This is a genomic window from Streptomyces sp. NPDC026377 (assembly GCF_055567715.1).
The window spans coordinates 668,505-689,309 of sequence record NZ_JBVHPV010000002.1 but is presented as its reverse complement, the minus strand read 5'-3'; the positions used below and the strand labels follow the sequence as shown (position 1 = coordinate 689,309).

The 20,805-nt window shown below is 64.9% G+C and carries 34 protein-coding genes; 23 read left to right on the top strand and 11 right to left on the bottom strand.

Features of this window, described 5'->3' with window-relative positions:
* Window positions 1-32 precede the first annotated feature (32 nt).
* A complete protein-coding gene (hemC, locus tag ACZ4MU_RS07460) occupies window positions 33-944 on the bottom strand; it encodes a hydroxymethylbilane synthase (protein WP_467872135.1) in 912 nt (303 codons plus the stop codon).
* A 100-nt stretch (window positions 945-1,044) separates the two neighbouring features.
* On the opposite strand from hemC (ACZ4MU_RS07460), the gene hemC (ACZ4MU_RS07455) reads away from it, so the two are divergent.
* Complete coding sequence (hemC, locus tag ACZ4MU_RS07455; RefSeq protein ID WP_467872132.1) at window positions 1,045-1,977, top strand: hydroxymethylbilane synthase; 933 nt, start codon at window positions 1,045-1,047, stop codon at window positions 1,975-1,977.
* Here the strand turns inward: hemC (ACZ4MU_RS07455) and ACZ4MU_RS07450 are convergent.
* The 5 genes from ACZ4MU_RS07450 to ACZ4MU_RS07430 form a co-directional block, all read right to left on the bottom strand.
* A complete protein-coding gene (locus tag ACZ4MU_RS07450) occupies window positions 1,964-2,893 on the bottom strand; it encodes a hypothetical protein (protein WP_467872130.1) in 930 nt (309 codons plus the stop codon). The genes hemC (ACZ4MU_RS07455) and ACZ4MU_RS07450 overlap by 14 nt on opposite strands.
* Window positions 2,894-3,039: 146 nt before the next feature.
* Complete coding sequence (locus ACZ4MU_RS07445; RefSeq protein WP_467872128.1) at window positions 3,040-3,192, bottom strand: hypothetical protein; 153 nt, start codon at window positions 3,190-3,192, stop codon at window positions 3,040-3,042.
* 499 nt (window positions 3,193-3,691) lie between these two features.
* Window positions 3,692-3,994 carry a hypothetical protein gene (locus ACZ4MU_RS07440; protein ID WP_467872126.1) on the bottom strand — a complete coding sequence of 101 codons (303 nt, stop codon included), beginning with the start codon at window positions 3,992-3,994 and terminating at the stop codon, window positions 3,692-3,694.
* Between the two features lie 71 nt (window positions 3,995-4,065).
* Entirely contained in the window at window positions 4,066-4,440 is a 375-nt protein-coding gene (locus ACZ4MU_RS07435; protein ID WP_467872124.1) for a DUF6415 family natural product biosynthesis protein, read from the bottom strand.
* Window positions 4,441-4,622: 182 nt separating this feature from the next.
* A complete protein-coding gene (locus tag ACZ4MU_RS07430; RefSeq protein WP_467872273.1) occupies window positions 4,623-5,039 on the bottom strand; it encodes an ATP-binding protein in 417 nt (138 codons plus the stop codon).
* Window positions 5,040-5,280: 241 nt separating this feature from the next.
* Here ACZ4MU_RS07430 and ACZ4MU_RS07425 point away from each other — a divergent pair, with 241 nt between their 5' ends.
* From ACZ4MU_RS07425 to ACZ4MU_RS07320, 22 genes are all read left to right on the top strand, one after another.
* Complete coding sequence (locus tag ACZ4MU_RS07425) at window positions 5,281-6,531, top strand: XRE family transcriptional regulator (RefSeq protein ID WP_467872122.1); 1,251 nt, start codon at window positions 5,281-5,283, stop codon at window positions 6,529-6,531.
* A complete protein-coding gene (locus ACZ4MU_RS07420) occupies window positions 6,522-7,055 on the top strand; it encodes a GNAT family N-acetyltransferase (RefSeq protein WP_467872120.1) in 534 nt (177 codons plus the stop codon). The genes ACZ4MU_RS07425 and ACZ4MU_RS07420 overlap by 10 nt, the downstream gene beginning before the upstream one ends.
* 1,224 nt (window positions 7,056-8,279) lie before the next feature.
* The gene (locus ACZ4MU_RS07415) at window positions 8,280-8,633 is read left to right on the top strand and encodes a hypothetical protein (protein ID WP_467872117.1); all 354 of its coding nucleotides are present in this window, start codon (window positions 8,280-8,282) and stop codon (window positions 8,631-8,633) included.
* A 40-nt stretch (window positions 8,634-8,673) separates the two neighbouring features.
* Window positions 8,674-8,895: a hypothetical protein gene (locus ACZ4MU_RS07410; protein ID WP_467872115.1), complete on the top strand. Its 222-nt coding sequence runs from the start codon at window positions 8,674-8,676 to the stop codon at window positions 8,893-8,895.
* A 51-nt stretch (window positions 8,896-8,946) separates the two neighbouring features.
* The gene (locus ACZ4MU_RS07405; RefSeq protein WP_467872113.1) at window positions 8,947-9,366 is read left to right on the top strand and encodes a hypothetical protein; all 420 of its coding nucleotides are present in this window, start codon (window positions 8,947-8,949) and stop codon (window positions 9,364-9,366) included.
* The gene (locus tag ACZ4MU_RS07400; protein WP_467872110.1) at window positions 9,366-9,620 is read left to right on the top strand and encodes a hypothetical protein; all 255 of its coding nucleotides are present in this window, start codon (window positions 9,366-9,368) and stop codon (window positions 9,618-9,620) included. The genes ACZ4MU_RS07405 and ACZ4MU_RS07400 overlap by 1 nt, the downstream gene beginning before the upstream one ends.
* On the top strand, window positions 9,617-9,871 hold the full coding sequence (locus tag ACZ4MU_RS07395) for a hypothetical protein (protein WP_467872109.1): 255 nt from the start codon (window positions 9,617-9,619) through the stop codon (window positions 9,869-9,871). The genes ACZ4MU_RS07400 and ACZ4MU_RS07395 overlap by 4 nt, the downstream gene beginning before the upstream one ends.
* 313 nt (window positions 9,872-10,184) lie before the next feature.
* On the top strand, window positions 10,185-10,448 hold the full coding sequence (locus ACZ4MU_RS07390) for a hypothetical protein (RefSeq protein ID WP_467872106.1): 264 nt from the start codon (window positions 10,185-10,187) through the stop codon (window positions 10,446-10,448).
* Window positions 10,449-10,455: 7 nt separating this feature from the next.
* On the top strand, window positions 10,456-10,725 hold the full coding sequence (locus ACZ4MU_RS07385; protein WP_467872105.1) for a hypothetical protein: 270 nt from the start codon (window positions 10,456-10,458) through the stop codon (window positions 10,723-10,725).
* Window positions 10,726-10,817: 92 nt separating this feature from the next.
* On the top strand, window positions 10,818-11,222 hold the full coding sequence (locus ACZ4MU_RS07380; RefSeq protein WP_467872102.1) for a hypothetical protein: 405 nt from the start codon (window positions 10,818-10,820) through the stop codon (window positions 11,220-11,222).
* 110 nt (window positions 11,223-11,332) lie between these two features.
* Window positions 11,333-11,458 carry a hypothetical protein gene (locus ACZ4MU_RS07375; RefSeq protein WP_467872099.1) on the top strand — a complete coding sequence of 42 codons (126 nt, stop codon included), beginning with the start codon at window positions 11,333-11,335 and terminating at the stop codon, window positions 11,456-11,458.
* The gene (locus ACZ4MU_RS07370; RefSeq protein WP_467872097.1) at window positions 11,455-11,715 is read left to right on the top strand and encodes a hypothetical protein; all 261 of its coding nucleotides are present in this window, start codon (window positions 11,455-11,457) and stop codon (window positions 11,713-11,715) included. The genes ACZ4MU_RS07375 and ACZ4MU_RS07370 overlap by 4 nt, the downstream gene beginning before the upstream one ends.
* Window positions 11,712-11,963, top strand: coding sequence for a hypothetical protein (locus ACZ4MU_RS07365; RefSeq protein ID WP_467872095.1), 252 nt, complete (start codon window positions 11,712-11,714; stop codon window positions 11,961-11,963). Before ACZ4MU_RS07370 ends, ACZ4MU_RS07365 begins: the two co-directional genes overlap by 4 nt.
* A gap of 80 nt (window positions 11,964-12,043) precedes the next feature.
* Complete coding sequence (locus ACZ4MU_RS07360; protein ID WP_467872094.1) at window positions 12,044-12,487, top strand: hypothetical protein; 444 nt, start codon at window positions 12,044-12,046, stop codon at window positions 12,485-12,487.
* On the top strand, window positions 12,487-12,696 hold the full coding sequence (locus ACZ4MU_RS07355) for a hypothetical protein (protein ID WP_467872092.1): 210 nt from the start codon (window positions 12,487-12,489) through the stop codon (window positions 12,694-12,696). Before ACZ4MU_RS07360 ends, ACZ4MU_RS07355 begins: the two co-directional genes overlap by 1 nt.
* 14 nt (window positions 12,697-12,710) lie before the next feature.
* A complete protein-coding gene (locus tag ACZ4MU_RS07350) occupies window positions 12,711-12,923 on the top strand; it encodes a hypothetical protein (RefSeq protein WP_467872089.1) in 213 nt (70 codons plus the stop codon).
* A gap of 153 nt (window positions 12,924-13,076) precedes the next feature.
* Entirely contained in the window at window positions 13,077-13,835 is a 759-nt protein-coding gene (locus ACZ4MU_RS07345) for an Lsr2 family DNA-binding protein (RefSeq protein ID WP_467872087.1), read from the top strand.
* Window positions 13,832-14,038 carry a hypothetical protein gene (locus tag ACZ4MU_RS07340; RefSeq protein WP_467872085.1) on the top strand — a complete coding sequence of 69 codons (207 nt, stop codon included), beginning with the start codon at window positions 13,832-13,834 and terminating at the stop codon, window positions 14,036-14,038. The genes ACZ4MU_RS07345 and ACZ4MU_RS07340 overlap by 4 nt, the downstream gene beginning before the upstream one ends.
* A gap of 10 nt (window positions 14,039-14,048) precedes the next feature.
* Entirely contained in the window at window positions 14,049-15,413 is a 1,365-nt protein-coding gene (locus ACZ4MU_RS07335; RefSeq protein ID WP_467872082.1) for a DUF3987 domain-containing protein, read from the top strand.
* Window positions 15,414-15,739: 326 nt separating this feature from the next.
* On the top strand, window positions 15,740-16,540 hold the full coding sequence (locus tag ACZ4MU_RS07330) for a hypothetical protein (protein ID WP_467872080.1): 801 nt from the start codon (window positions 15,740-15,742) through the stop codon (window positions 16,538-16,540).
* On the top strand, window positions 16,537-16,845 hold the full coding sequence (locus ACZ4MU_RS07325; RefSeq protein WP_467872077.1) for a hypothetical protein: 309 nt from the start codon (window positions 16,537-16,539) through the stop codon (window positions 16,843-16,845). Before ACZ4MU_RS07330 ends, ACZ4MU_RS07325 begins: the two co-directional genes overlap by 4 nt.
* Window positions 16,842-17,006 (top strand): hypothetical protein, encoded by a 165-nt coding sequence (locus ACZ4MU_RS07320; RefSeq protein ID WP_467872074.1) that lies wholly within the window; start codon window positions 16,842-16,844, stop codon window positions 17,004-17,006. The genes ACZ4MU_RS07325 and ACZ4MU_RS07320 overlap by 4 nt, the downstream gene beginning before the upstream one ends.
* Before the next feature lie 226 nt (window positions 17,007-17,232).
* Here ACZ4MU_RS07320 and ACZ4MU_RS07315 read toward each other — a convergent pair whose 3' ends face one another.
* The 5 genes from ACZ4MU_RS07315 to ACZ4MU_RS07295 all read right to left on the bottom strand — a co-directional run bounded on the left by ACZ4MU_RS07315 (window position 17,233) and on the right by ACZ4MU_RS07295 (window position 20,793).
* On the bottom strand, window positions 17,233-17,517 hold the full coding sequence (locus tag ACZ4MU_RS07315; protein WP_467872072.1) for a hypothetical protein: 285 nt from the start codon (window positions 17,515-17,517) through the stop codon (window positions 17,233-17,235).
* Between the two features lie 8 nt (window positions 17,518-17,525).
* Complete coding sequence (locus tag ACZ4MU_RS07310) at window positions 17,526-18,623, bottom strand: LysM peptidoglycan-binding domain-containing protein (protein ID WP_467872070.1); 1,098 nt, start codon at window positions 18,621-18,623, stop codon at window positions 17,526-17,528.
* A gap of 239 nt (window positions 18,624-18,862) precedes the next feature.
* Window positions 18,863-19,144 (bottom strand): hypothetical protein, encoded by a 282-nt coding sequence (locus ACZ4MU_RS07305; protein WP_467872068.1) that lies wholly within the window; start codon window positions 19,142-19,144, stop codon window positions 18,863-18,865.
* Window positions 19,141-19,674, bottom strand: a complete 534-nt coding sequence (locus ACZ4MU_RS07300) for a hypothetical protein (RefSeq protein ID WP_467872065.1) — start codon at window positions 19,672-19,674, stop codon at window positions 19,141-19,143. The genes ACZ4MU_RS07305 and ACZ4MU_RS07300 overlap by 4 nt, the downstream gene beginning before the upstream one ends.
* A 36-nt stretch (window positions 19,675-19,710) precedes the next feature.
* Entirely contained in the window at window positions 19,711-20,793 is a 1,083-nt protein-coding gene (locus tag ACZ4MU_RS07295) for a hypothetical protein (RefSeq protein ID WP_467872062.1), read from the bottom strand.
* Window positions 20,794-20,805 lie beyond the last annotated feature (12 nt).

The following is a 20,805-nucleotide window of genomic DNA, read 5'->3' as shown; positions in this document are numbered from 1 at the left end:
TGGTAGTTGCTAGGGCGAGACACAAACCCTCCTCATGCCGCCTTGCCGATCTCCAGGCCGCTGTGGGTCTTGAGTTTCCGGCAAACCTCCATGGCTGTTGCTGTGGCGTCCTCTCCTGTGGCACGGATGTCGATGGCCGTGTCTCCGGCAGCAGAGAAGGCTCGGGCCCGCACGGTGTAGGTGACGGTGTTGCCGTCGTCATTCGTGGTGCAGTACCCGGCGAGCGGGGCGTTGCAGAACCCGCCCATCTGCCGCAGGACCAGGCGCTCGGTCTCGGCTTCGACCTCGGTCTCCGCGTCATGGAGCTTCGAGATTCGCTTGCGGGTCTCCATGTCGTCCTCGCGGGTCTGGAGGGCGATGATCGCGGCGCCGAGCGGGGGGCAGAGGATTTCGGGACTGATTCGCTCGCCGATCCGGTGGCGAAGGCCGAGACGTTCCATGGAGCACGAGGCGACGATCAGGGCATCCACGTCGTGCTGGAACAGTGCCCGCAGGCGCTCGCTGACGGGGCCTCGGAGGGGGGTGATCTTCAGGTCTGGGCGGTAGGCCCGCAGTGCGGCGGTGCGGCGTACGGAGGCCGTGCCCACGGTGGTGCCGAGGGGCAGTGTGTCGAGGCGGAGTTCGGGGTCGCGGGTGACGAGGCAGTCACGGATGTCGTCGCGGTCGATGTAGGCGGCCATCGTCAGGCCCGGAGTGTCGTGTGACGGTGCGTCCTTGAGGCAGTGGACTGCGACGTCGATCTCCCCGGCCAGGAGCGCGGCCTCGATCCCCTGCGAGAACACGCCTTCCTCCTCTAAGGGGGCGCGGTTCTCCTCGCGGTCACCTCCTTCGTTAGGGAAGGGGCGCAAAAGCATAGGGGTCGGCGCGAGTGCTGCGAGGATCGGCGCGGACTGGGCCAGGGACATCAGCGAGGCGCGGGCGCCGATGCGCAAAGGGGCGATCAAGGGCTTCTCTCCTTTGGTGACAATCTGTCGGAAACTGCATGGTTCTGGTGCAAGTACGATGGGGCGTCAACATGCCGTATATGGCGAGGAGTTGACCCGAATGAGCGACGTGCTGCGCATCGGCTCCAGGGCGAGCAAGCTGGCGAGGACCCAGGTCACGGAGTGGCTCGCACCCCTCGCGGAACAGGTCCCGGGCGTCCAGTTCAAGCGCGAGATCATCCTCGAAGGCGGTGACCAGGACCGCGTCACGCCCACTCTGGCCGAGGTGGCAAAGACGGCCGGCGGGAGTGCCTTCTCCACGAATCAAGAAGAGGCGCTGGTCACGGGCCGAGTCGACGTGATCGTGCACTCCTTGAAGGACCTCCCCACCACCGTCACCGAGGGAACGGTGCTGCTCACCACGCCCGGACCGCGTGAGGACGTACGGGACGTGCTGTGTGGTGCCACGCTCGACGGCCTGCCGCAGGGGGCTCGCGTAGGGACCGGGGCCCCCCGTCGCGTGGCCCAGCTCCTTGCGCTCCGGCCAGACCTGCACGTCGTGCCAATCCGCGGCAATGTGCCGGGAAGGCTGGCGCGGGCCACCAAGGGCAGCTTCGACGCGGTTGTGCTCGCGGCGGCTGGTCTGAACCGGCTGGACCTGATGCCCGAGGTGCACCAAGTACTCGACCCGCTCGTTTTTCCACCATCTCCAGGGCAAGGCGCACTCGGCATCCAGGTCCGGGCCGGGTCCCTTGCCGCTCGACTCCTGGCGGGGACTGGAGATCCACAGGTCGACGCGTGCGTGCGTGCTGAGCGCGCCTTGCTGGCAGAACTTCATGGCGGGTGCTCGGTTCCGGTCGGGGCGTGGGGGCGGGTGGAGTCGGACGGGTTGCTGCACCTATCTGCCGCCGTCACCTCCCTGGACGGGGCGACGCAGGTGGCCGGGGCAGGGTCCGGGCCGGTGGACGACCCGGAGAAGGTTGGCGCCTGTGTCGCCGCCGACCTGCTGGCCCAGGGAGCGGCCGACATCCTGGCCGCGATCAGGAGGCCCTAAGCTCCCGGGCGATCTCCAGAGCCCCGTAAGTGATGATCCGATCGGCTCCCGCCCGCTTGAGGACGGTGTATGCCTCGATCAGCCCCCTCATGTCGCGCTCGCCGTCCGGTCGGCGATCGGTCAGGCGCAGGTACTCGCCGCTGACGGAGAACGGCATGACGGGAACGGGCAGCTTGTTCTTGAGGTGCACGACGGTGTCCACGGTGTGGAGCGCGGGCTCGGTGAGGATCATGTCCGCGCCCTCCTCGACCATCTGCCGCGCGAGGTGGACAGCCTGCTCGGGCTGGCGGGGGCTGATCTGGAAGGCCCGCGCTCCCGAGCGGGGGACGGCCTCCATGGTGGCCCGGTACCCCTCGTAGAGCGAGGACTCGAAGATCAGATGCGGCATGATCGCCACGTCCTTGTGCCCGGCGGCGTCAAGAGCCTCGCGAACCGCGCGCACGGAGCCGGGGATCATCGCGGCCGGGCCGACGATGTCCGCGCCGGCATCGGCCTGCATCACTGCTTGGGCGGCCATGACTTCGGTCGTCTCCTCCAGGTCCATGGCGCCACGTCCGTCTGCGAGCCAGCACTCGCCAGAGTCGCTGTGCGAGCACACGCAAGTCTCCGTCATCACAGCAACGCTGGGTGCGGCCTTCTTCGCCGCCCGAATCGAACGGGCCATCAGTCCCGTGGGGGCCGCGCCCTGGGAGGCGCGAGCGTCCCTGACGCGAGACCCAGCGAAGATCTTCACCGACTTCACGCCGAAGGACTCCAGGGTCCTGATAGTGCCCGGAACCTCCCGCACGGTGAGGGTCGGCATAGGGCGGGGCGCGTCGTCGTCGTCCTCGCGCATGAGGAAGACCATGGTCAGGTCGTCCGGGGCGAGTCCGGGGCCGCCGAGGAAGTTCCGTACGGCTAAGCGGTGGGTGGGCACGTGCTCCTCCTGCAAGGCCAAGTTGGATGACTGCGTGGGGGGCCTGGGGTCCGCCCCGGCCGGATCACTCGCTTCGGGGGAGTGTCGAAGCGAGTGCACGCCACGGCCGGGGCGGACGATCTGGGGATACCGCTCTACCTGAGCAGCTAGGCGGATGCGTCGAGTGGTTCAGCGGCGTCCGAGTCGCCCTGGTCGCCCCCACCCCCGGCCGGGGTCTCGCCCGGCTGCTCGGCGCTCTCGGTGTCGCTCTCGATGGCCTCCGGCTCGTCTGTCTCATTCATCTCGGTGATCGCGGGCATCGCGACCTCCTTCCTGTCGTCGACCCCGGACCCTGCTGGGCGCGGGGGGTGCCCGTCCGTCGCCACGGACTGGGCTCCGCCATCGGTTGAACAGCCGGCCGTGATGGAGTACCGGCGCCCCGGGTGGTCCCCGCCGATGGCGGAAGTCCGTTAAGAGCCACCCCGCTCGCCGGGCCCCGGAATGGGCCCGTGCGTAGAGGTCGCTTCGCTCTGCTGCCACCTGTTGAAATCCACCGCGAGACGCTGGAGCGAGCGCTTGGCGTACTCCGGCGCGTCCCACTCCGGCGGGCGTGCCGCCCCAACCATTAGGCGTGCTCCGTCCAGCCGCCGATGCAATTCACGCTGCGTCACGTGCCGACACCACTGCCTTTGAAGCCACCAGCAGGCACTCCAGAACTGATCGCGGAGAGTCGGCTTGGGAGGGTGCATAATCCGCTGCATGTTGCGCTCGTAGTTTGAGAGCACCGGCCTGTTGTGGAATGGGCTCCTCATCGGCCCGTTACCTCGGGGGGCACGAGGCGAGGGCCAGGGCAACGAGCACACCCATCGCGGCCAGGTACGTATACAGAGCGTGGATCGCGACCGGGTGTTTCTGGTGGATCACCTTCAGAGCGGCGAGCCCCGTCTTGCCGCCCGCCGACGCCCGGAACCCGAAGGCGGAGATCGTCAGGTACGTGCCCTCGGGAGGCATGTCCGCGCCGCCCACCTCCTCGACCATGGCGTCAACGGCGCTGTAGGGCTCGAAGCGCCTCTGCGTGGCCAGATAGGTGCGGATGCGGCGCAGGCTCCAGAAATCCGGCATAACTAACTCTTCCTTTCCGTGGGGTGCGGGGATCTTGCGCGGAGGGCCCAGGACAGGCCGATGACCGCCTCTTAGGAATGGGCCGGTTCCCTCGTCTCTGCCGTGGAGGTGCCCCAGCCCTCACGGGTCAATAGGGCCAAGAGATCGCGGGTCGTCTGGGCGGCGCTCCTGGCGCTCTTCCGGGACGGCCGGCACTCCTCGCTGGCCACGGCTCGCGCGCGGCTGACCATCTCGCGAACCACGATTCGCCCCATGTCCAACCGCTCTTCGGCCTCCTGGGCGAGGGCCGAGAGGTACCCCTGAAGCGTGAGGATGGTGGCGTCGAGTTCGCCATCCTCGGCCTGGTCCAGGTAGGTGCTGAGCACGTAGTCCGCGGTCTGCTGGATGGCCTCGACAGTGATGCGGACAGGCCCGTCCCCGGACTCCTCGACTTGCTGCCTTCGCATGGCATTGAGGAACCGCCCGAGAAGGTCCGTCTCCGGCCCGACGCCCTCGGATGCGGCGAATCCCCGTTCAGGAAGGCGGTGTGTCCAGGATGAGCCCCGCTCGCGGCTCTCGACCTGGCCGGGCAGCCCGAGGGCGCGAGGTACGACGCAGAACGCTGTACGTCGCTTGGCATGTTTGGCCATCAGGCGGGCCTACCTTCGCGAAGCTCCGCCCATACGACCTTTCCCCACGGCTTTCGGTCGTAGCCCCAACGCCAGCTCATCGCATCCACCAGAAGCAGGCCGCGGCCGCCCTCCTGGCCATCGCCGGGGTACTTCAGCTCGGGCGTGAGACGGGACTTGTCGCTGACGCCGATCCGGACCACGCCGCGGCTCACCTGATGAATGCCGACGCGAACCAATCGGCATGAGGTGTGCTTAACAGCGTTGGCGACGAGTTCGGAGACGATGTACGTCCCAACGTCGACCAACTCGTCCGCGCCCCAGGCATTGAGGGCGGAAGAAACGAGCATGCGGGCACGGCGGGCGGACTCCGGCTCGCACGGCCAGGTCTCGGTGTAACCGGGGGCACCTGTCCCAGTCGGTCGGGCGGCTGTCATGGTCACGGGGCTTCCCTCCGGGGTGGAGCGGCCGGCCTTGAAGGGGGGAGGCCGGCCGCTCTCCTCCATGCAGCGAGCACCATGGGTGGCGCCTCTTCGCTGCGGCGGTGGTGGCGAGAGACCAGTGCACCGCCGAGGCTTTGTCTTCGACAGGTGATTTCTCCAGATGCCGAAGGGGTGACCCCGGTGATTTTTACCTTCGGGGTGTCGCCCGTGGCGGCCTCGCCGCTACCTTGCGGTTGTGGGAGAGAACCGCAAGCTCGCTGCGGCTATGGACGACTGCCGGATAGGGCAGGCGGAGTTAGCCCGACGCATCAACACGGAGATCGGGGCCCTGACGGGGCAAGAAGGCCACGTCACTGACCGAGACATCCGAAGGTGGTTGGACGGCAAGACCCAATGGCCGCAGGCCAAGCAGCGGTTGTGTGTCGAGAAGGTACTCGGTCGTTCAGCCATCGACCTGGGCTTCGTCCCCCGGTCCAAGAAGGCAGCACAAGCACCACCGGAGGACCCGATGTACCGCCGTACTCTCTTCGCCGCCGCCACCGGAACCGCTGTCGCACTCACAACGGGCGCCGCGCGCCCCCGCCTCGGCCAGAGCGACGTGAACCGCTTCCATGCCGAGTACGCCGAGATCGTTGCGGATGACCAAGCGCTCGGCGGCGCTCAGCAAGTTGAGAACCACGCCGTAGAACTGGCCATGCGAATCAAGTCGTCACTGGCCGCGGGAGGCGCCTCCGCCTGGGTGCGGACGAAGCTCTACTGCCTGGCCTCGGACGTCACATGCTCGGCGGCCTTCGCCGCCATCGACGCTCAAGCCCGCACCCGTGCCCGCAACCACCTGGACACCGCCGTCACGTTCGCCGGCCTGTCGGGCGACAGCGAGACGCAGTACCACGTGTGGAATCACCTTGCGATGGTGGCCGGACAGCGTAAGGACTACGCCGAAGTCTCGGCGGCAGCAGACGCGGCAAAGAGCTTGGCCATCGCGAAGAAGGACCCGCTGTACGCCTCACTGGCACACATGCGCAATGCCCACGCCTACGCAGGAAGCCGCGAGCGCAGCACCGCCCTCAGGGCCCTCGCAGCCGCTGAACGCTCGTTCGGCCGCCACATGGACGTGGAGCGACCTCCCTGGATCACGTTCTACGACGAGGCCGAACTCGACGGCCTCACGTCGATCGTGTGGCTCCGCCTTGGTGAACCCGAGCGTGCGGAGTACCACTTGCACCGTGCTCTGGGCGCCATCCGTCCGGATCTCCTCCGGAACCGGACCTATTACACCGCGCACTTGTCCCTGGCGCAGGCCAAGCAAGGTGACCTGGAGCAGGCTTGCAGCACGGCAAACCGAGCTGCTGGCCTCCTGACCAAGGTTCGCGGATCGAAGCGCACGACCGACACCCTGGCGGACGTGCGAAAGCTCGTGGTGTCGTCGGGGACAAGGGAGCCCAGTGTTCTGGACTGGGCAGAGAGGGCACAGACATGGATCTGAAGACCTACGCGCACAAGGACGCTGCCGATATCCGGGAGATGCTCCTCGACATGCACGACGCTGTCTACGACGGCGGCGAGGACCGCTTTCACGAGAGGGAACGCTTCGCCTGGTTTGTGGACCACTGGAGCAGTAAGGAGAGCTGGTCATGCGTCGTGGGGTTCGACAAGGGGGCACCTACAGGCTTCGCCTATGGCGCGGCGTTCGAACCCGGCGGGTGGTGGAAGGGATCGGAACGCCCCGAGTCCGTCCCGTCCGAGGCGACGGTCTTCGCTCTGTCGGAGTTGATGGTGATGGAGAAGTGGCGCAAGACCGGTGTCTCCACGAAGCTCCATGAGGCGCTGGTGGACAGCCGCGGCGATGACTTCGCGACGCTCCTGGTCGACACGACGCATCCGAAGGTGCAGGCCCTCTACGAGTCCTGGAAATACGAAAAGGTAGGCGAACAGAAGCCCTTTGAGGATTCGCCCGTATTCACGATCATGGTAAAGCGGCTCGCAGCCTCTGGCCTAAGTCACAGGTAGCCCATAGTCGGACACAGCTCATCGGCCCCGCTCCTTCTGGAGGCGGGGCCGATGCCATGAGGGCTGGTTGGCGAGGTACAGAGAACCCCCGCACAATTAATGTAGTCGTGATTCACCAGGATGTGTCATGGCTGCACAGCGAAGAGTGGCCCACCTCACCTAATTCATTCATTAATCGGCAGCTCACAGCAGCCCAACACCCGCGAAACGCCCGTACGCCCCGTGGCCGGCCCCAAAAGTGGCCCCAGGTCCGCGCGGAGTAGGTCAGGCTCCAAGGCCGGCAGGCGCCCCCCTGGGATGTTTCATACCCGTACATGATTTAAGGAAGGCACCCCCGGTGGGTCCTCTTTGAATGAATGAAGGCATTACCCCCGTCATGTGTGGGATAGATCACGCGATTGATTCATTCACGAGAGACGCCCGGGAGATCTCCCGCGCCATGAATGCCGAACCTTCCTCGGTTGCAATGAGTGAATAATTACCCTCCCATGATCACGCGCAGTAGATCTTTATGTAGACCCGCGTGACGGTAATCACTCATTCGCCTATTGACTTATTCATTGACGCCATGCAACGCGCGTCTTCCTATGAAACCTTAGGCCGCCTCTCCTTACGACTAGTGGAATCCAAAAGTTGATGTGCGAGGCGAAGTCGCGTAATGTCTTCCATGTCGAAAGGCGCCGCCCCAAAGGGCCGACCCCAGTACCACCCGCTGAGCGGGGATGTGGAAGGGGGAGATCAGGCAGAGGGGATCAGGAGCCGCGACAGGAACAGCCCCAAAGGGCTGAACCCAAACCGACATGCACTAGTGATGAGTGTCTATGTGAGTCCGTCTCAGGGCGATAGGCAGACCAGCTAGGAACAGACCATAAGTCTCGCCCTCCCAAACCAGGGAGGGATGCACCCATGAAGGCCCGAAGCAATACCCACACCTAACGGTGTCAGGCGCTAGACGGAGTACCGGGAGTGGAGAGAGAACCGAGTGCGGGAAATGACCGGCCCGCCATGGATAGGTCATGCAGTACAGGACGACATGGCGCGTCCGGTGCCCAGCGTCAAAGCCTAGAGCGACGATGCGCGGGGTTGCCCTAAGTGCCTGAGTCCGGCGTCCTAGCCCCTCTATGGGTGGGCTGTCAGTTCGAGCCTGACCTAGGACACGACGGCACGCAAAGAGTGCCGACCCATACCCAAAAAGTTGATGTGCGATGTAATGGAGGTGTGTCCATGGACACCATGACCCTGATTGAGCAGTACCGCGCGATCGTGAATGACGGCGGCCTGACCTTTTCTCCAATTCTTCCCGCTCCTGTCGGCGGTTTCATGGTCAGCATCGCGGGAAGCGAGCGCACCATACCGGTCGGATCATTCAATCCTGAGACGCTTTCTCAGTACGTGGCCGACTATGCGCCCCGTGTGGCCAGTCAGAGGCTTTTCTACGGCGCTTGGGTCGATGGCGGCCTGGTCTATCTAGACCTTTCCATGAACATCAAGGACCGGGCTGAGGCGGAAGCGATGGGACGCCTCGAATCTCAGCTCGCCATCTATGACGTGGCGAACGCAGAAGTGATTTCTCTGTGACGCGAGATGAACACGCTGAGGAATATCTAAAGGGGAAAAAGTGACCAGCGAAGAACTGATCGAGCATGCTAAAGAAGCCGCGACGATGGTCAAGTGGGAACTCCGATTTTATGGGGATGGCCCTGAATCGGACGCTATAGACCTGGTCATAGCCGCGCTGCGTAAGCGACTGGAAGACCCCGAATCCACGATGGACGACGTGGCAAAAAGCCAGGGAACCTCGCTCGATGAAATGCGCACCTGGTGGCATTGGAACGTTTGACACGCTTTGGTCGGACCCCGCCCGCCGGGGCCCGGTCATGGCCTGTCAGGCATGGCAGCCGATACACCCACAGCACATTTGGAGGACATCACCGTGAGCTTTTATGACGACGGCGCAGCCGCGATGAACATGACCCGCGCTTCCTGGGCGCTGGCTGCCCTCGAAGCCTTTGGCGACCATACCGGACAGCGCGAATACTTCACCGGCACATTGGCCGTGGCCCCGGAAATTATCCATGAAGTAGCTGGTGACCTGGTCGCAAACATTTTCCACCTGGCGCGCATGAATGACCTAGACCCCCAATCGATCATTGCTGCGGCTGAACTGCACTTTGAGGAAGAAATGCGCGAGGAGGCCGAGGAGGCTATCGAGGAAGCGGTGGAAGAAGTCATCACAGAGGCAGCCACCGGGATTGAAGTCGCCGACGGAATCAGCCAGCTTGAGGACTTCCTGAAGGTGCAGGCCAAGTAATGACGAATGAGCACGTGTGCTCTGAAGACCGCTTCGAGGAACTTGTTGGCGTGGCTATTAGGCGCATACGCAAGCATGAGAACGATTGGCTCCGCCTGCTTCGTGCAGAGGTCCCCTCGTACGACCCGGAAGAGAACCTGGCCGACGACGGCGAGGACACCGACAGCATGGACTACATCCAGAACGAGCAGGCGCACGACGCTCAACTCCTGCTGCGTGAACTCCTGAAGGAGTTTGAGGGGGTGTCCGCGTGAAGGCGGTGGACACCTACTTCCCGGAGGAGCAGCCGGACGGCACCGTGCGCGAATTCTGGGTGCGTGCCGGGGGTTACATACGGCACACCCTCGAAATCCAGGGTGACCGCGATGGCCTCGAACTCGTATGGGTCACCGACTCCCAGGGGGGCGGCGCACACATCGAGTCCCGAGCATCCCTAGAGATCACGCCGGACGACGCCCGAAAGATGATCGACACGCTTCGGCGACTGATAAAGACCCCGCGCTGACGCGCTTTGCCTTGGGCCGCCTGACATTCGTAGGCGGCCCTTTGCATGGCCTGTCAGATCTGACAGCCGACTATCACGAGGAGGGTAAGACCGTGCTCACGCGTTACCGCTGTGACCGCTACAAGTCCATTGAAAAGTCCTTCGCCCGGGACATTGAGGGTGCGAACTCGCGAATGCTGCATCACCCGAACGACATCGTTGCAAAGGCGAGTTACACCATGTCGCGTGGCGCCAAGTATCGCGTTGCGCGTGCCCTCAACAGTCACATGGACTACTGCAAGCTCTGCCGATAGTGCGGAACGGAGATCAACAGATGACAGAGAAGATGCGGCACGTCATAGGTCGCACAGTGTTCACGTGGGACGGCGGCGCACAGGTGGCCATTTGGTACCCATGGCAACCCAAGTACGGCAACCCCGTCCGCCCTCTTTTTAGTGCCACTTACGCGACTGAGCATGGACACGGACCGGTCTTCCAGTTCAGGACACAGCAGGACTTCGCGGAGTTCTGTGAGGCGCACGGCGCTGCCCGCCCGTACCTGATCGAAGACCCCAAGACCGACAGAGAGCAGGAGTAACCCCGCTATGTCAAAGATCATCATTCGGGCCGGACAGTGGGAAGAGGACCGGAGCCGAGTCCGCGTCCGTATCTGGCACGAAAACGAGGAACAGCCCTTCGTGGATCTCGTTATGGGCGAGTGGCGTCACCGCCTCTACAGAGAGATGCCCGCTCTGACGCTCTCGTTCCTCGCTGAAGAGTACGGCGTGACCAAACCCCCGAAGATCTATCGCAAGGACTACCACAACGAGTACAACCCGTTTCTCTACGACCTGGTTGGGGAGGGCGAGAAGTGAAGGGCTGGAGGTACGAAGTCCAAGTCTGTGAGAGGGGTGGGGGAGACCCGACTGACCACGACGGTGAATGCGGACCCTGGACGCGCAAATCGATGCACTGGAACTACGACTGGTTCGAAGCATTCGAGAAGGCCACGCTCCACGACCACGCGCTCGTGGAAGCGATTCCGGTTGGGCTCGACCCCGGGTGGAAGCCCCACGTCACCTTCGAGCACGTCCGAGGAGGAGGGCAGTGCAAGGGCTGCTGGCAGAAGTACCTCAACACGCAGGCCCAGCACGCAGCTTCGGAACCTTGCGGCCAGTGCCAGCCGTGTGCTGACGTCCAGAAGCGTCGCGGCCCGCTGACCCGCACGCCGTTCGGCAAGGAGTTCATGTGTGACGACTGCCGAGCCTTGTTCCGGCGGCTGCACGTGCAGCAGAACCGGGAGCCGGACAAGCGGCTGTACCGAACCGCCCTGGAAGTCGCCCGTGAGGATGCGGGCGGAGGGGCGGGCTGATGGGGAAGGGCTCGACCAAAAGCGAGGTACGGCACTTCCAGCAGCTCGATGACGGGCGCACTGGGTGCTGGATCTCCGGATGCGGCCAACCCGCAACGCGGTGGATCGACATGGAGCGGTATGGCATCCGCCGCTGGCTGAGTACGGCGTACTGCGGCAGCCACGGCGACGACGAGTTCAAGGATTCGCACCACACCCACCGCGTGCGACAGATCAAGGAAGGCAACAGCAAGTGACCACCCCAACCCGATGGATCGCCACCTTTGACGAGGTGGTGGGACAGCTCGACATCTACAGCTCGAACGGCCCCGGGCCCATGTACACCTGGCGTCGCCGCCAGGACCTGACCCACGCAATCCAGACGCTCATCCTGTGGAGCTGGGAACACCCCCGCAACGGATGGCGCACCGCCCCGCAGTGGGACCGGTTGGGCGAGTCCGCCGTCCTGGTGGCCAACGCCTGGCCGATCCGAATCAGCGTGGAGGACCGATGAGCCGCATGAAGAGGTACGCCGAGGACGTGCGAGAGGTCCAGGAGGCAGCCGGCCTGGCTGGGCTGCGTGACACCCCACTGGCCTGCTTGAAGGCGCTACGGGAGACGTTCGAGCTGTGTGGAACGCTTGCCCAGCATTACCACGACCCGCTAGCCGTCTCTGCACGCTTGACGCATGAGGCTGCCCTCTTCTACACCGTGGCGGTGGCAGCTGCCCCCCGCGCGGCACGAGTGGCGGTGGCCGCCTGATGCGGAAGACCCTCACGTCAGGGCTTCAGGTGAAGCCGCTAGGACGGTGCACGGCTGGCTTCTGCTCGGAGCCCGCGACCGTGGTCGCCACCTTCGTCTCGCGGCACTCCACCGCCCCGCAAGACCCCCTCGGTTACTGCGCAGGGCATGTTGAGCGCCGGTTCGTGGACGACGAGACCTATGACCGGCGCCACCAGGACTATCCGGGCGTCGTCGGCAGCTCCGTCTACCGGCGGAGTGATTACGAGATCCGGGAGCCCAACGAAACCGAGGCAGCCGAACTCGCGTGGGAGCAGGGCGCCGAGGAGCGGTGGAAGGCCGAAGGCCGGATCGGCGAGTACCGCCGGATAGCCGAGCTGCACGCCGCTGACACCGTCGACGGGATGCTCGTGGACGCCTGGACAGCAGGGGCGTGCGTCGCCCTTCACGACGCGCTGAGCGACAGGAACCGAGGACGCTGGCTCGCCATGACCACTGCGCAGCAGTGCGAGGTCGCGGTCCAGCTCACGATGGGCGGCCGGTGATGGGCGAGTCCTACACCTACCACTGGGCCGTGGCCGAGTGGCCCGACGAGAACAACCAGCCCCGCATCCAGGTGACCCGAACCACCAAGGGCCGAGACGCGGCCATCGAAGCAGGGTGGGCCTGGGCCCACAGAAACCTCGCTCCCGCAACGCTCAAGCACACGAACGTCCGCTACCTCGGTCGATCCGAGACCTACACCAAGTACTGAAAGAGAGCCCAGACATGGCCACCCCCAAGAACGACGCCCAGTGGGCCCAACTCGCCGATGCCCTGAACGCCCTGGAGGACGCGGGGGTCAGCGTCCAATTCGGGGACCGCAAGGGGCCCGAGACCGACTGGTTGACCGCGCCGTACGTCTACGCGGGCAACTGGCACGGCGGGACCAGCGTCGCCTGGGACCGCACGGACAGCCGCTGGACAGTCGAGCAGCGGTAAGCAACAAACGCAACCGAACAGCACCACCAGACGAGCGGCCATCAACCGATGGGCCGCTTTCTTCATGCCCGCCCCAAGGCGGGCGCCTTTGGTGAGGGCCAGGCCAGTCGGCCTGGCCCTTCGCCATGGGTGACCAAGCGAAGGGAGAGACACATGACCGTGCTCTGCATGGGATGCAAGAAGAAGGGGCAGCCCGAGGACCGCGCTGCCACAACGGTGATCGTTGCTGGACGACAGGTTTGGGACGTGTGCGCCGAGCACGCCGAGCGATTCGGGGCCCAGCTCGCCGACGTGTTCGGCAGCGACGGCCTGGAGGCGATGGTCGAGTCCAAGGGCAGCGCCGTCATCACGGGCACGATCCCCGGATACGACGCCGACGCCGCCCGGCTGGCGCTGGAAAACAGCGGCTACCGCATCGTCGGCCACGTCCAGGAGGACACCGCCCTGATCATCTGCGGCATCCGTCCGGCCCCGCACAAGGTGAAGGAGGCGGGGGAGGCCGCCACCCCTTGCCTCGACGCCACGCGGGCCGGCGCCTTCCGTGAGGCGGTGACCTCCGGTCAGTGGATCGGCGAGGACCCGCTTCCGGCGGTGGCACAGAAGAAGACGGCCGAGGACGTACAGGCCCAGGTCGAAGCCGAGGAGAAGTGGCGACTGGAGAAGAACCGCCGCCTGGCCGAGTCCAGCGTCCGGTGGGCCGAGGAACGCCGGGAGAAGGAACAGCAGGAGATTCGCCGCATCGCCAAGCAGTCCCAGCCGCCCCAGATGACCGAGGCCCAGCAGATCCGCGCCTGGGCCAAAGCGCAGGGATTCAAGGTCAGCGACAAGGGCGTCATCCCCAGTGCCATCCGGGAGGCGTACCGCCACGCCCACGCCGGTCAGGAATCCCTCGCCATGGACGTGGCCTCGTGACCGATCCGCAGCAGATGAGCACCTGCGCCGTCTGTAGCGATGACCTGGAGGAGCTGGCAGATGAAGGCATCCCGTACGGCGACTGCCCGGTCTGCGGCCGACTCGTCTGCGAGAACTGCGAAGCCGGATACGACCCCACGACCGGCCAGTTCGTATGCCCCAATCACGCGAGCGACCCCCTGGCCGCTCACTGCACCGAATAAGAGGACCACCATGTTCGACACCATGAAGTTCGGGCCCATCGGGGAAGCGGTCGAAGCGATCATGCCCCAGACAGAGGCCGATCCCATAGGCATCTACGCCTCGACTCTCAGCCTGTTCTCCGCAGCGATCAACGGATTCGTGCGCACCGATGAGGGGCGCCCCGTCTGCGTCTGGACTGTGCTCGCCGGCCGCTCTGGCATCGGATGCAAAGGAACCGCCTACCGGGCGTCCCGCGCCCTGCTGGGACCCAGCTTCGAGGGCTTTTTCTCCACACGGGTGCTGAACGGCATCTCGTCCGGCCCATCCCTGGTCGGCAACCTGTATGGCATCGAGCTGGCCTCCATGGGCAGTGAAGGCGGCCCGGACGGACGGGCCTGCATCGTGGAAGAGGAATGGGCGGAGGTCCTGAAGCGCGCCAAGCGCTGCCCCACCTTCGACCAGAAGCTCCGCACGGCCTGGGACGGCAACGAGATCTCCAACCGCACCAAGGGCAAGGACGGTACCGGCGACGTCCAAAAGGTCGAAGCGCCCCTGCTGGGCTTCACCGTCCACGTGACCCCCGGTGAGTGGGCCAAGTACGTCAGCAGCAGCGCGGCCCTGGGCGGCTCCTACAACCGGCTACTCCCTGTCCTCGTCGAGCAGAGCAAGATGCTGCCGTACGGCAAGCGTGCTCCGATTCGGGCGGACAAGCGGCTGGCCGAGGCATACAGGTGGGCGAAGGACAAGCCCCGCGAGATCGCGCTCGCCAAGGAGGCGCACAAAGCGTACGACGAGATCCGGGCCTACATGATCGGCAAGATGGCCAGCACCCCTGAACACGTCGGCGTGTACTTCGAGCGCACCGCGGAGCAGGTCTTCCGGGTCGCCGCCGTGCTCGCGGCCTCGGAGATGAAGACACGGATCTCGAAGAAGGCCCTCATGGCGGCCTGGGCCTTCGTCCAGTACTCGATCAACTCGGTGGAGAAGCTGGTCACCGAGAACCACAGCGGCACCCAGAGCAAGGTGAAGAGCCTCCCGGACGTGATCCGTGAAACGCTCAAGCGCCACGGCGGCGAGGCAACCTCCACCCTGTTGCTCCGGTCCCTCCAGGCCCGCACGAACGCCCAGGGCCTCCGCGAGACGGTGGACCAGCTCGATGACGTCGAGTACTACCGGGGCAAGTCTTCCACTGCGGGCCCGAAGCCGACGATCTACCGGCTGCTGGTGGACGGCGCGCAGAAGAAGCCGGAGCGGGAGCAGGCGCCGGTCCTCGCCCTGGTTGAGCCGCCCAAGGCCGCTCCGGCTGCGGAGGAGAAGCCGCCCGCGAAGAAGATCGTCATCCCGCAGCCCCAGCAGGCGCCGGCCCCGAGTAATCCGTTCGCCGCCTGCCTGTGAGGCACCACCTCCGCAGACGGCCGGAAGGCCGGCATCAGTGCCGCTCGTGTCGAGCCGCCTTCCTCACCAGGGAGGCGGCTGACCGCTCCAGCTTCCCGTGCCCCGGCTACCCGCTGGTGCACGGGCCCCTGGGCCGACGAGAGCACATCGTCTTTCCCACCTGGTCACGGCTGCGTGGTTGCGAGGCATGGGGATGCCCAGACCCGGACCCCACGCACGACTTCCACGGCCCTGACCCCTACTGCGACGAAGCAACATGTCGCACCTGCCTCCATGACTGCGACTGCGACGTGTGCGAGGTGCGCGTTCAGGCACCTGGCCTCTGCGTGCTGGTCGACAGCCGCGAGCCCGAAATCGCGAAGGAGATGAATGAATTGATCTACGAAGAGGTGCCGGTTTCCAGCGCCAAGCAAGGGGCCCGAGTACGGGCCAAGGGTAAGGACACGCGCGGATACACCAAGACCCTGGAGGGCACGCTGCTGCGTGCACCCAAAGACACCCGAGCGCAGCGCGACGGGCGGTCGGTAAAGGTCTGGCGGATCTACGTCGGGCAGCCTGGCGAGCAGCCCTGCAACTCGAACACCTTGGCACTGCTCCCGGACGAGACGCTGGAACAAGAAGGCCCCGAGGTGGAAGTCGAGGAGACCTTGCACTTCAAGCTGAACGAAGCACAAATCGGGGAGCTGGCGGCGGGGTACCGCATCCGGGTCACCGGACGGGAGCCGCGGGGCCGCACCGTTACCCGAGAAGGCGTCCTGTTGGCCGATCCGGAGCGGGACGCCACCCGATGGGACGGAGAACCAGCAGACGTGTGGCGGCTCCATCTTGGCCAGCCCGGTGAAGAGGCTGAGCACCGCCACCTTCTGACCGTGCGCCTGGACGACACGGTAGAGATCATCAACGAGCCCGACCCTGCGGCGGCCGAAGAGGAAGACAGCTCCCGCGCGGCCAGGGAGGCTGAGCCGGCCGCGCTGTCAGCGCCTGTCGTTACCCTTCCGGTGAAGGACCAGGGCCTGGGGAAACCGATTCGCCACGTAGTCACGAACGAGGTCGTAGGGCACCTGCGTGAACCTCGCGGCGGTGAGTCCTGGAAGTGGACTCCGATTGAGAAAGTAGAGCAGCGATGAGCAGCGACACCGGCGACATCAAGAAGAACGCCGAGCAGTGGGCCCGGGATCTCGCACGCTCCGCCGACGTCGAGTATGTGCCTCTTGTTCAGGTGGACATCGACGGCGAGCTGACCAAGTTGTCCTACCTCTTCGAGCGGATGAGTGAATTTGCAGCCTGCAAGGTCGCCATGCGGCTGATCCGGGACGGCAACAGCGTCGAGCTGCGGGTGCATGCCGAGAACTGGATCGCTCTCGAAGTGAATCTCCCCCTCAGCACGTTCGCTCTGGTTCAGGGACTTGAGGGCCAGGAGGACGAAGCATGATCCAGAGGTTCGACCTGGCATGCCTCGACGCCCGTCATGGCGGCTGCTCCGGTGAGATCATCTTCCGCGAGCCCGTGACCGGGCGGGGGCCGGCGCTTCTGCGGTGCGACCACCATCAGGCGTTGGCGGCCGAGAGGGCCGAGAAGCAGCGGCCGGTGTGACACCGAACGACATGCCACAGAAGCGGCCAGCGCGATTCGTGCAGGGCCGCTTTTCTGCTCTCGCGAGCAGGTGGAGATACGGAGTGTGGACAGAGCCTGTCCCCCCGACTGTGAACGCGTCCGACTGAGAGTCGGCGGCTCGGCCGGTCCCTCCCCGCCCATGAGGCGGGGAGGGGCCTCTCCTTTTTCACTTAAAAATGACATGGACACGCCCGGAATGATTCATTCATTCACGGACGGTGTGGGCATCCCCTACCGCGCGAGGCTCGCGCTCCCGCTGAGCGAGCTGCACATGGATCGCGGCCATCTCGTCGTAGGGCGACGTCTTGTACAGGGCCTCGCTGGTCTTGCCGTTCTCGACACGCTGCGCCATTTCGCCAGCACCCAGCAGTGCCGCGACGACGGCCGCCAGGCCGTACCAGTCGATGCCGGGCCACCGGGTGACCAGTAGCGGAACGAGTGCCGCCAGTGCGGCCAGGATGCGGACGGAGTGGGTACGCAGGAATTCCATGGTGCTCCTTACTTGGCCTGGTGGCCGGGGTCAGGGGTCTGGGAGGTCATGGCCGCCGGGACCGCCGGTGTCACGGGGGTAGCCGGGGATGTGGGCGGCTTCGAGGGATCGCTCGGCTTGTCCGGCTTCGACACGTCGGCCGGCTCGGTGGTCGGCTGCGGACTCGGCTTCTTGGCCCCGCAGCAGTCACAGGTGCACTGGCACTTGAAGATCACGGTCACGGGCTTCTTCTCACGCTCAAGCGCCTTCGGCTTCACCGTGGGGGTCACGGCGACTGGCCTGGGCGCCGCATGGCGCGGGCCGGCGGCCATGGGTGCTCGCTTCGGTGCCGTCCCCGTGACGCGGATCTGCTGGCCAGCCTGGATCACGTTGGGGTCTGTGATCGAGGGGTTGCGCGCCAGCAGCGCGGTGAGGGACTGCCCGAAGGAGCGGGCGATGCCGCTGAGGCTGTCGCCCTTCTGCACGGTGTAGAAGTCGCCGGTCGTGGCCGGTGCCGGGGTGGTCGGCTTGCTCGGTTCGGGTGTCGGCTTCACCGGGGGGACCGTGGGCTTGTCCGGCCTCGTCGGCGCGACGGGAACAGTGATCTCCTGCCCCTCGTCCACCCGGTCGGGGTTCTTGATCTGAGGGTTGGCTGCCAGGAGCGAAGCGAGTGAAACGCCCAGGAGGGCCGCGATACCGCCGAGAGTCTGACCGGCCTTGATCCGGTACTTGCCCGTGGGGCCGCCCGAGCTGGTGGCCGGTGCCGATGCGGCGGCCGCATAGGTGTAACCCGCGACGCCCTTCTTGGAGGGGTCCGCAGTGGTGATGCCCTCGGCGTACTCGGGGTAGCCGTAGCCGTGGACGTAGGCGTCGCGGCGGAGCCGCTGGCGCTTCATGACCTTGTTGCCGTTGGCGTCGTTGGTGAGGCTGGTGTTGCCCTCCACGCAGTAAATCCAGTCGCGGTCGTAGGCGTAACAGAGACCAGTGTGGGTGCTGCCCGAGGTTCCGTAGATAACCTGACTACCAATGGCCGGGAACTCGCTCCAGCGGCTCCGCCGCTTGAACCACTCCATCGCGGTGAGGACGCTCGCGGTACGCGGGAAAAGGTTGGCTACGTTGGCCTTCATGGCGACCCAGGACACCCAAGTGGCGCACCACGGCCAATAGTTGGACCATTCAAGCCCCGGTACCTGCCCGGAGTACTTCTGATGTCCGGAGGGGCGCTCGCCCGGAGCCCGCTCCGCTTGATAGCCCACCTCCCCAAAGGCTATGGACAGAACCTTGGAAACCTGACTCATGGGCGCCTCCAAAAGGGCATAAAAAAGGGCTGGCCTAAGCCAGCCCACGAATAATTAATTACTTCAGGTCAGTTGTTGTGATGCAGTGCGGCGAGTCGTGACGGGTCGAGGGACGTCAGCACCTCGATGAGCCGCTGATTTTCACGCTCGATGCTCGTGAGTCGCTGCTTGATCTCGGTCAGGTCATCTTGAAGTCGGTCGGCCCGCGCCTTCTGTGCCTCGGCCTCCCCCCTCCAGACCTCAGACGTTTTCGCCTCGTTCGTGGCGCGCAACACCACGTAACCGCCGAGCACGGTGGCAGCGATACCGACCAGGCCGAAGGCGTTGAGGATCATCGTTGTACTCGTCATCCGCCAAGCCCCTTTGCGTCCGGGGCTATCTGGATGGCGCTGAGCGAGTTCATCGACCAGCTCTTGTTCTCCGAGGCCGCCTTGGTCCAGGTGCCTCCGGACCCGGCTGCGGTGGCGTAGAGCAGGTCACCTTCGGCCAGGTAGGCCAGGCCGGAGGTGTTCACGCTCAGATAACTGCCGATGATCTTCGTGTTGTTCAGCGACTTGAGGAGCGGAGTGTTCCCGGTTCCGTCACGCCCGGAGGAGTACACCAGAGTGTCAACCTGGGCGGCCTTCTTGCCGTCCATGGTGGCCGGGGGGCGGAAGGTCAGGTTGGCGTTAAGGAAATAGGTTCCTGATGCCGGGCACCGGAACCTCTTCATGTCCTTCGAGGTCCACCCTTGACGTTCGAAGTCCCATAGGTCCCACTTGAGTTCCAGGCGGCTGGAGAATTCGTCGATGGACTCCAGCCCCTTGACTCTGAAGGCGCTCGGAGTGACGAGTCGGCTGTTGTTCTCGTAAAGATAAGGGTTGAGTTCGGCGGCCGTCACGAGCTGTCGAGAAGGCCACGAGGGGTATGTGAGCATCTAGCCTCCCATGTAAGTTGCCCCCAAATTGAATATTCGGCCGTCTCCAGCGCCGTTGGTCCAGCGCGTGTCAGAGCCCCAGCCGTAAAAGCGGACGTTAAGGGCTTCGCCAGCCTTGAGGTAGACCAGCTCGTTGACCGCGACCGAGCAGTCCATGTTGATCCTCGTGGTGCTGTTCTGGGCGAGGATCTTGGCATCTCCGCTGTCGCCATAGATCTTGAACTGGAATCCGTAAGATGCTGAGTCCACACCGCTGAGGTGCTGCACGGCGCCAGAGAACGTGACCAAGTACAGTCCCGAGTAGAGGACCTTGACGGCCGTTCTCTCGGCGTAGCCGTCACCGAGCCTCTGGATTGCAAACCCAGGGTCGTTCGAGTACATGGTCTTCCACGAGAGGGCTACCTTTTCCTGGCCGGCCGCGACGTTGAAGGAGGTATCGCGGGCGAGGAACCTGGGGCGGTTCTCCAAGTGGATGAAGGCGTCGAAGGTCTGGCTGTTCATCGTGTCTACGCTGACGTAGCTGTCGTCAGACCATGCTGTGAGCGCTGGAGGCGGCGCCGCTGCCTGTGTCCATCCGTTGTCGCTCGGGGTGAGCATGAAAATATTCAGGTCGGCGTCATAGTCGGCGGCAGCGATCCACCAGATTCCGGAAGCACCAGAGTCCAAGTACACCTGGGCTCTCACGAAGGACCCCTTCGTGAAATATTCGGTGACGCTCACCTGAATCGTGCTGTACTGGGAGGCCATCTGGTGTTGGAAGGTGGTATGCCCGATGGTGCCTGAGACGCCCTGGCCGGTCGCGCCGTCGACAGCGATGAAGGCATTCAAATTCTCGCCGACCCCCCGCACCGTGTTGCCGTTTACGGAGGCGTTGAAGGTGACGTGGTAGACGCCATCCTCGGGGATTTTGAAACGGGTGCTGTCAGGGGTGGTGAAGCCGTTGGCGTAGATGCGTTTGGCGTCCCACAAGACATCCCGCTTTTGGCCGGCGTAGAGGGCCTGTCCAGGTATGCCAGAACTGGTGACGACCCCACGCGCCGAGACGTAGGGCATGTTCGCGTAGTACTTCTGCGGTGCGGTCACCCGCTCGTCCAT

Bases quoted from the DNA above. Each gene is read 5' to 3' on its own strand.
- ACZ4MU_RS07315 (WP_467872072.1), bottom strand. From the start codon at position 17,517: ATGGAATTCCTGCGTACCCACTCCGTCCGCATCCTGGCCGCACTGGCG.
- ACZ4MU_RS07335 (WP_467872082.1), top strand. From the start codon at position 14,049: ATGTTCGACACCATGAAGTTCGGGCCCATCGGGGAAGCGGTCGAAGCG.
- ACZ4MU_RS07350 (WP_467872089.1), top strand. From the start codon at position 12,711: ATGGCCACCCCCAAGAACGACGCCCAGTGGGCCCAACTCGCCGATGCC.
- ACZ4MU_RS07310 (WP_467872070.1), bottom strand. From the start codon at position 18,623: ATGAAGGCCAACGTAGCCAACCTTTTCCCGCGTACCGCGAGCGTCCTC.
- ACZ4MU_RS07420 (WP_467872120.1), top strand. From the start codon at position 6,522: ATGGATCTGAAGACCTACGCGCACAAGGACGCTGCCGATATCCGGGAG.
- ACZ4MU_RS07325 (WP_467872077.1), top strand. From the start codon at position 16,537: ATGAGCAGCGACACCGGCGACATCAAGAAGAACGCCGAGCAGTGGGCC.
- ACZ4MU_RS07390 (WP_467872106.1), top strand. From the start codon at position 10,185: ATGACAGAGAAGATGCGGCACGTCATAGGTCGCACAGTGTTCACGTGG.
- ACZ4MU_RS07430 (WP_467872273.1), bottom strand. From the start codon at position 5,039: ATGACAGCCGCCCGACCGACTGGGACAGGTGCCCCCGGTTACACCGAG.
- ACZ4MU_RS07355 (WP_467872092.1), top strand. From the start codon at position 12,487: ATGGGCGAGTCCTACACCTACCACTGGGCCGTGGCCGAGTGGCCCGAC.
- ACZ4MU_RS07385 (WP_467872105.1), top strand. From the start codon at position 10,456: ATGTCAAAGATCATCATTCGGGCCGGACAGTGGGAAGAGGACCGGAGC.
- ACZ4MU_RS07345 (WP_467872087.1), top strand. From the start codon at position 13,077: ATGACCGTGCTCTGCATGGGATGCAAGAAGAAGGGGCAGCCCGAGGAC.
- hemC (WP_467872132.1), top strand. From the start codon at position 1,045: ATGAGCGACGTGCTGCGCATCGGCTCCAGGGCGAGCAAGCTGGCGAGG.
- ACZ4MU_RS07305 (WP_467872068.1), bottom strand. From the start codon at position 19,144: ATGACGAGTACAACGATGATCCTCAACGCCTTCGGCCTGGTCGGTATC.
- ACZ4MU_RS07375 (WP_467872099.1), top strand. From the start codon at position 11,333: ATGGAGCGGTATGGCATCCGCCGCTGGCTGAGTACGGCGTACTGCGGC.
- ACZ4MU_RS07440 (WP_467872126.1), bottom strand. From the start codon at position 3,994: ATGCCGGATTTCTGGAGCCTGCGCCGCATCCGCACCTATCTGGCCACG.
- ACZ4MU_RS07405 (WP_467872113.1), top strand. From the start codon at position 8,947: ATGGCAGCCGATACACCCACAGCACATTTGGAGGACATCACCGTGAGC.
- ACZ4MU_RS07400 (WP_467872110.1), top strand. From the start codon at position 9,366: ATGACGAATGAGCACGTGTGCTCTGAAGACCGCTTCGAGGAACTTGTT.
- ACZ4MU_RS07415 (WP_467872117.1), top strand. From the start codon at position 8,280: ATGGACACCATGACCCTGATTGAGCAGTACCGCGCGATCGTGAATGAC.
- ACZ4MU_RS07380 (WP_467872102.1), top strand. From the start codon at position 10,818: ATGCACTGGAACTACGACTGGTTCGAAGCATTCGAGAAGGCCACGCTC.
- ACZ4MU_RS07365 (WP_467872095.1), top strand. From the start codon at position 11,712: ATGAGCCGCATGAAGAGGTACGCCGAGGACGTGCGAGAGGTCCAGGAG.
- ACZ4MU_RS07435 (WP_467872124.1), bottom strand. From the start codon at position 4,440: ATGCGAAGGCAGCAAGTCGAGGAGTCCGGGGACGGGCCTGTCCGCATC.
- ACZ4MU_RS07445 (WP_467872128.1), bottom strand. From the start codon at position 3,192: ATGCCCGCGATCACCGAGATGAATGAGACAGACGAGCCGGAGGCCATC.
- ACZ4MU_RS07320 (WP_467872074.1), top strand. From the start codon at position 16,842: ATGATCCAGAGGTTCGACCTGGCATGCCTCGACGCCCGTCATGGCGGC.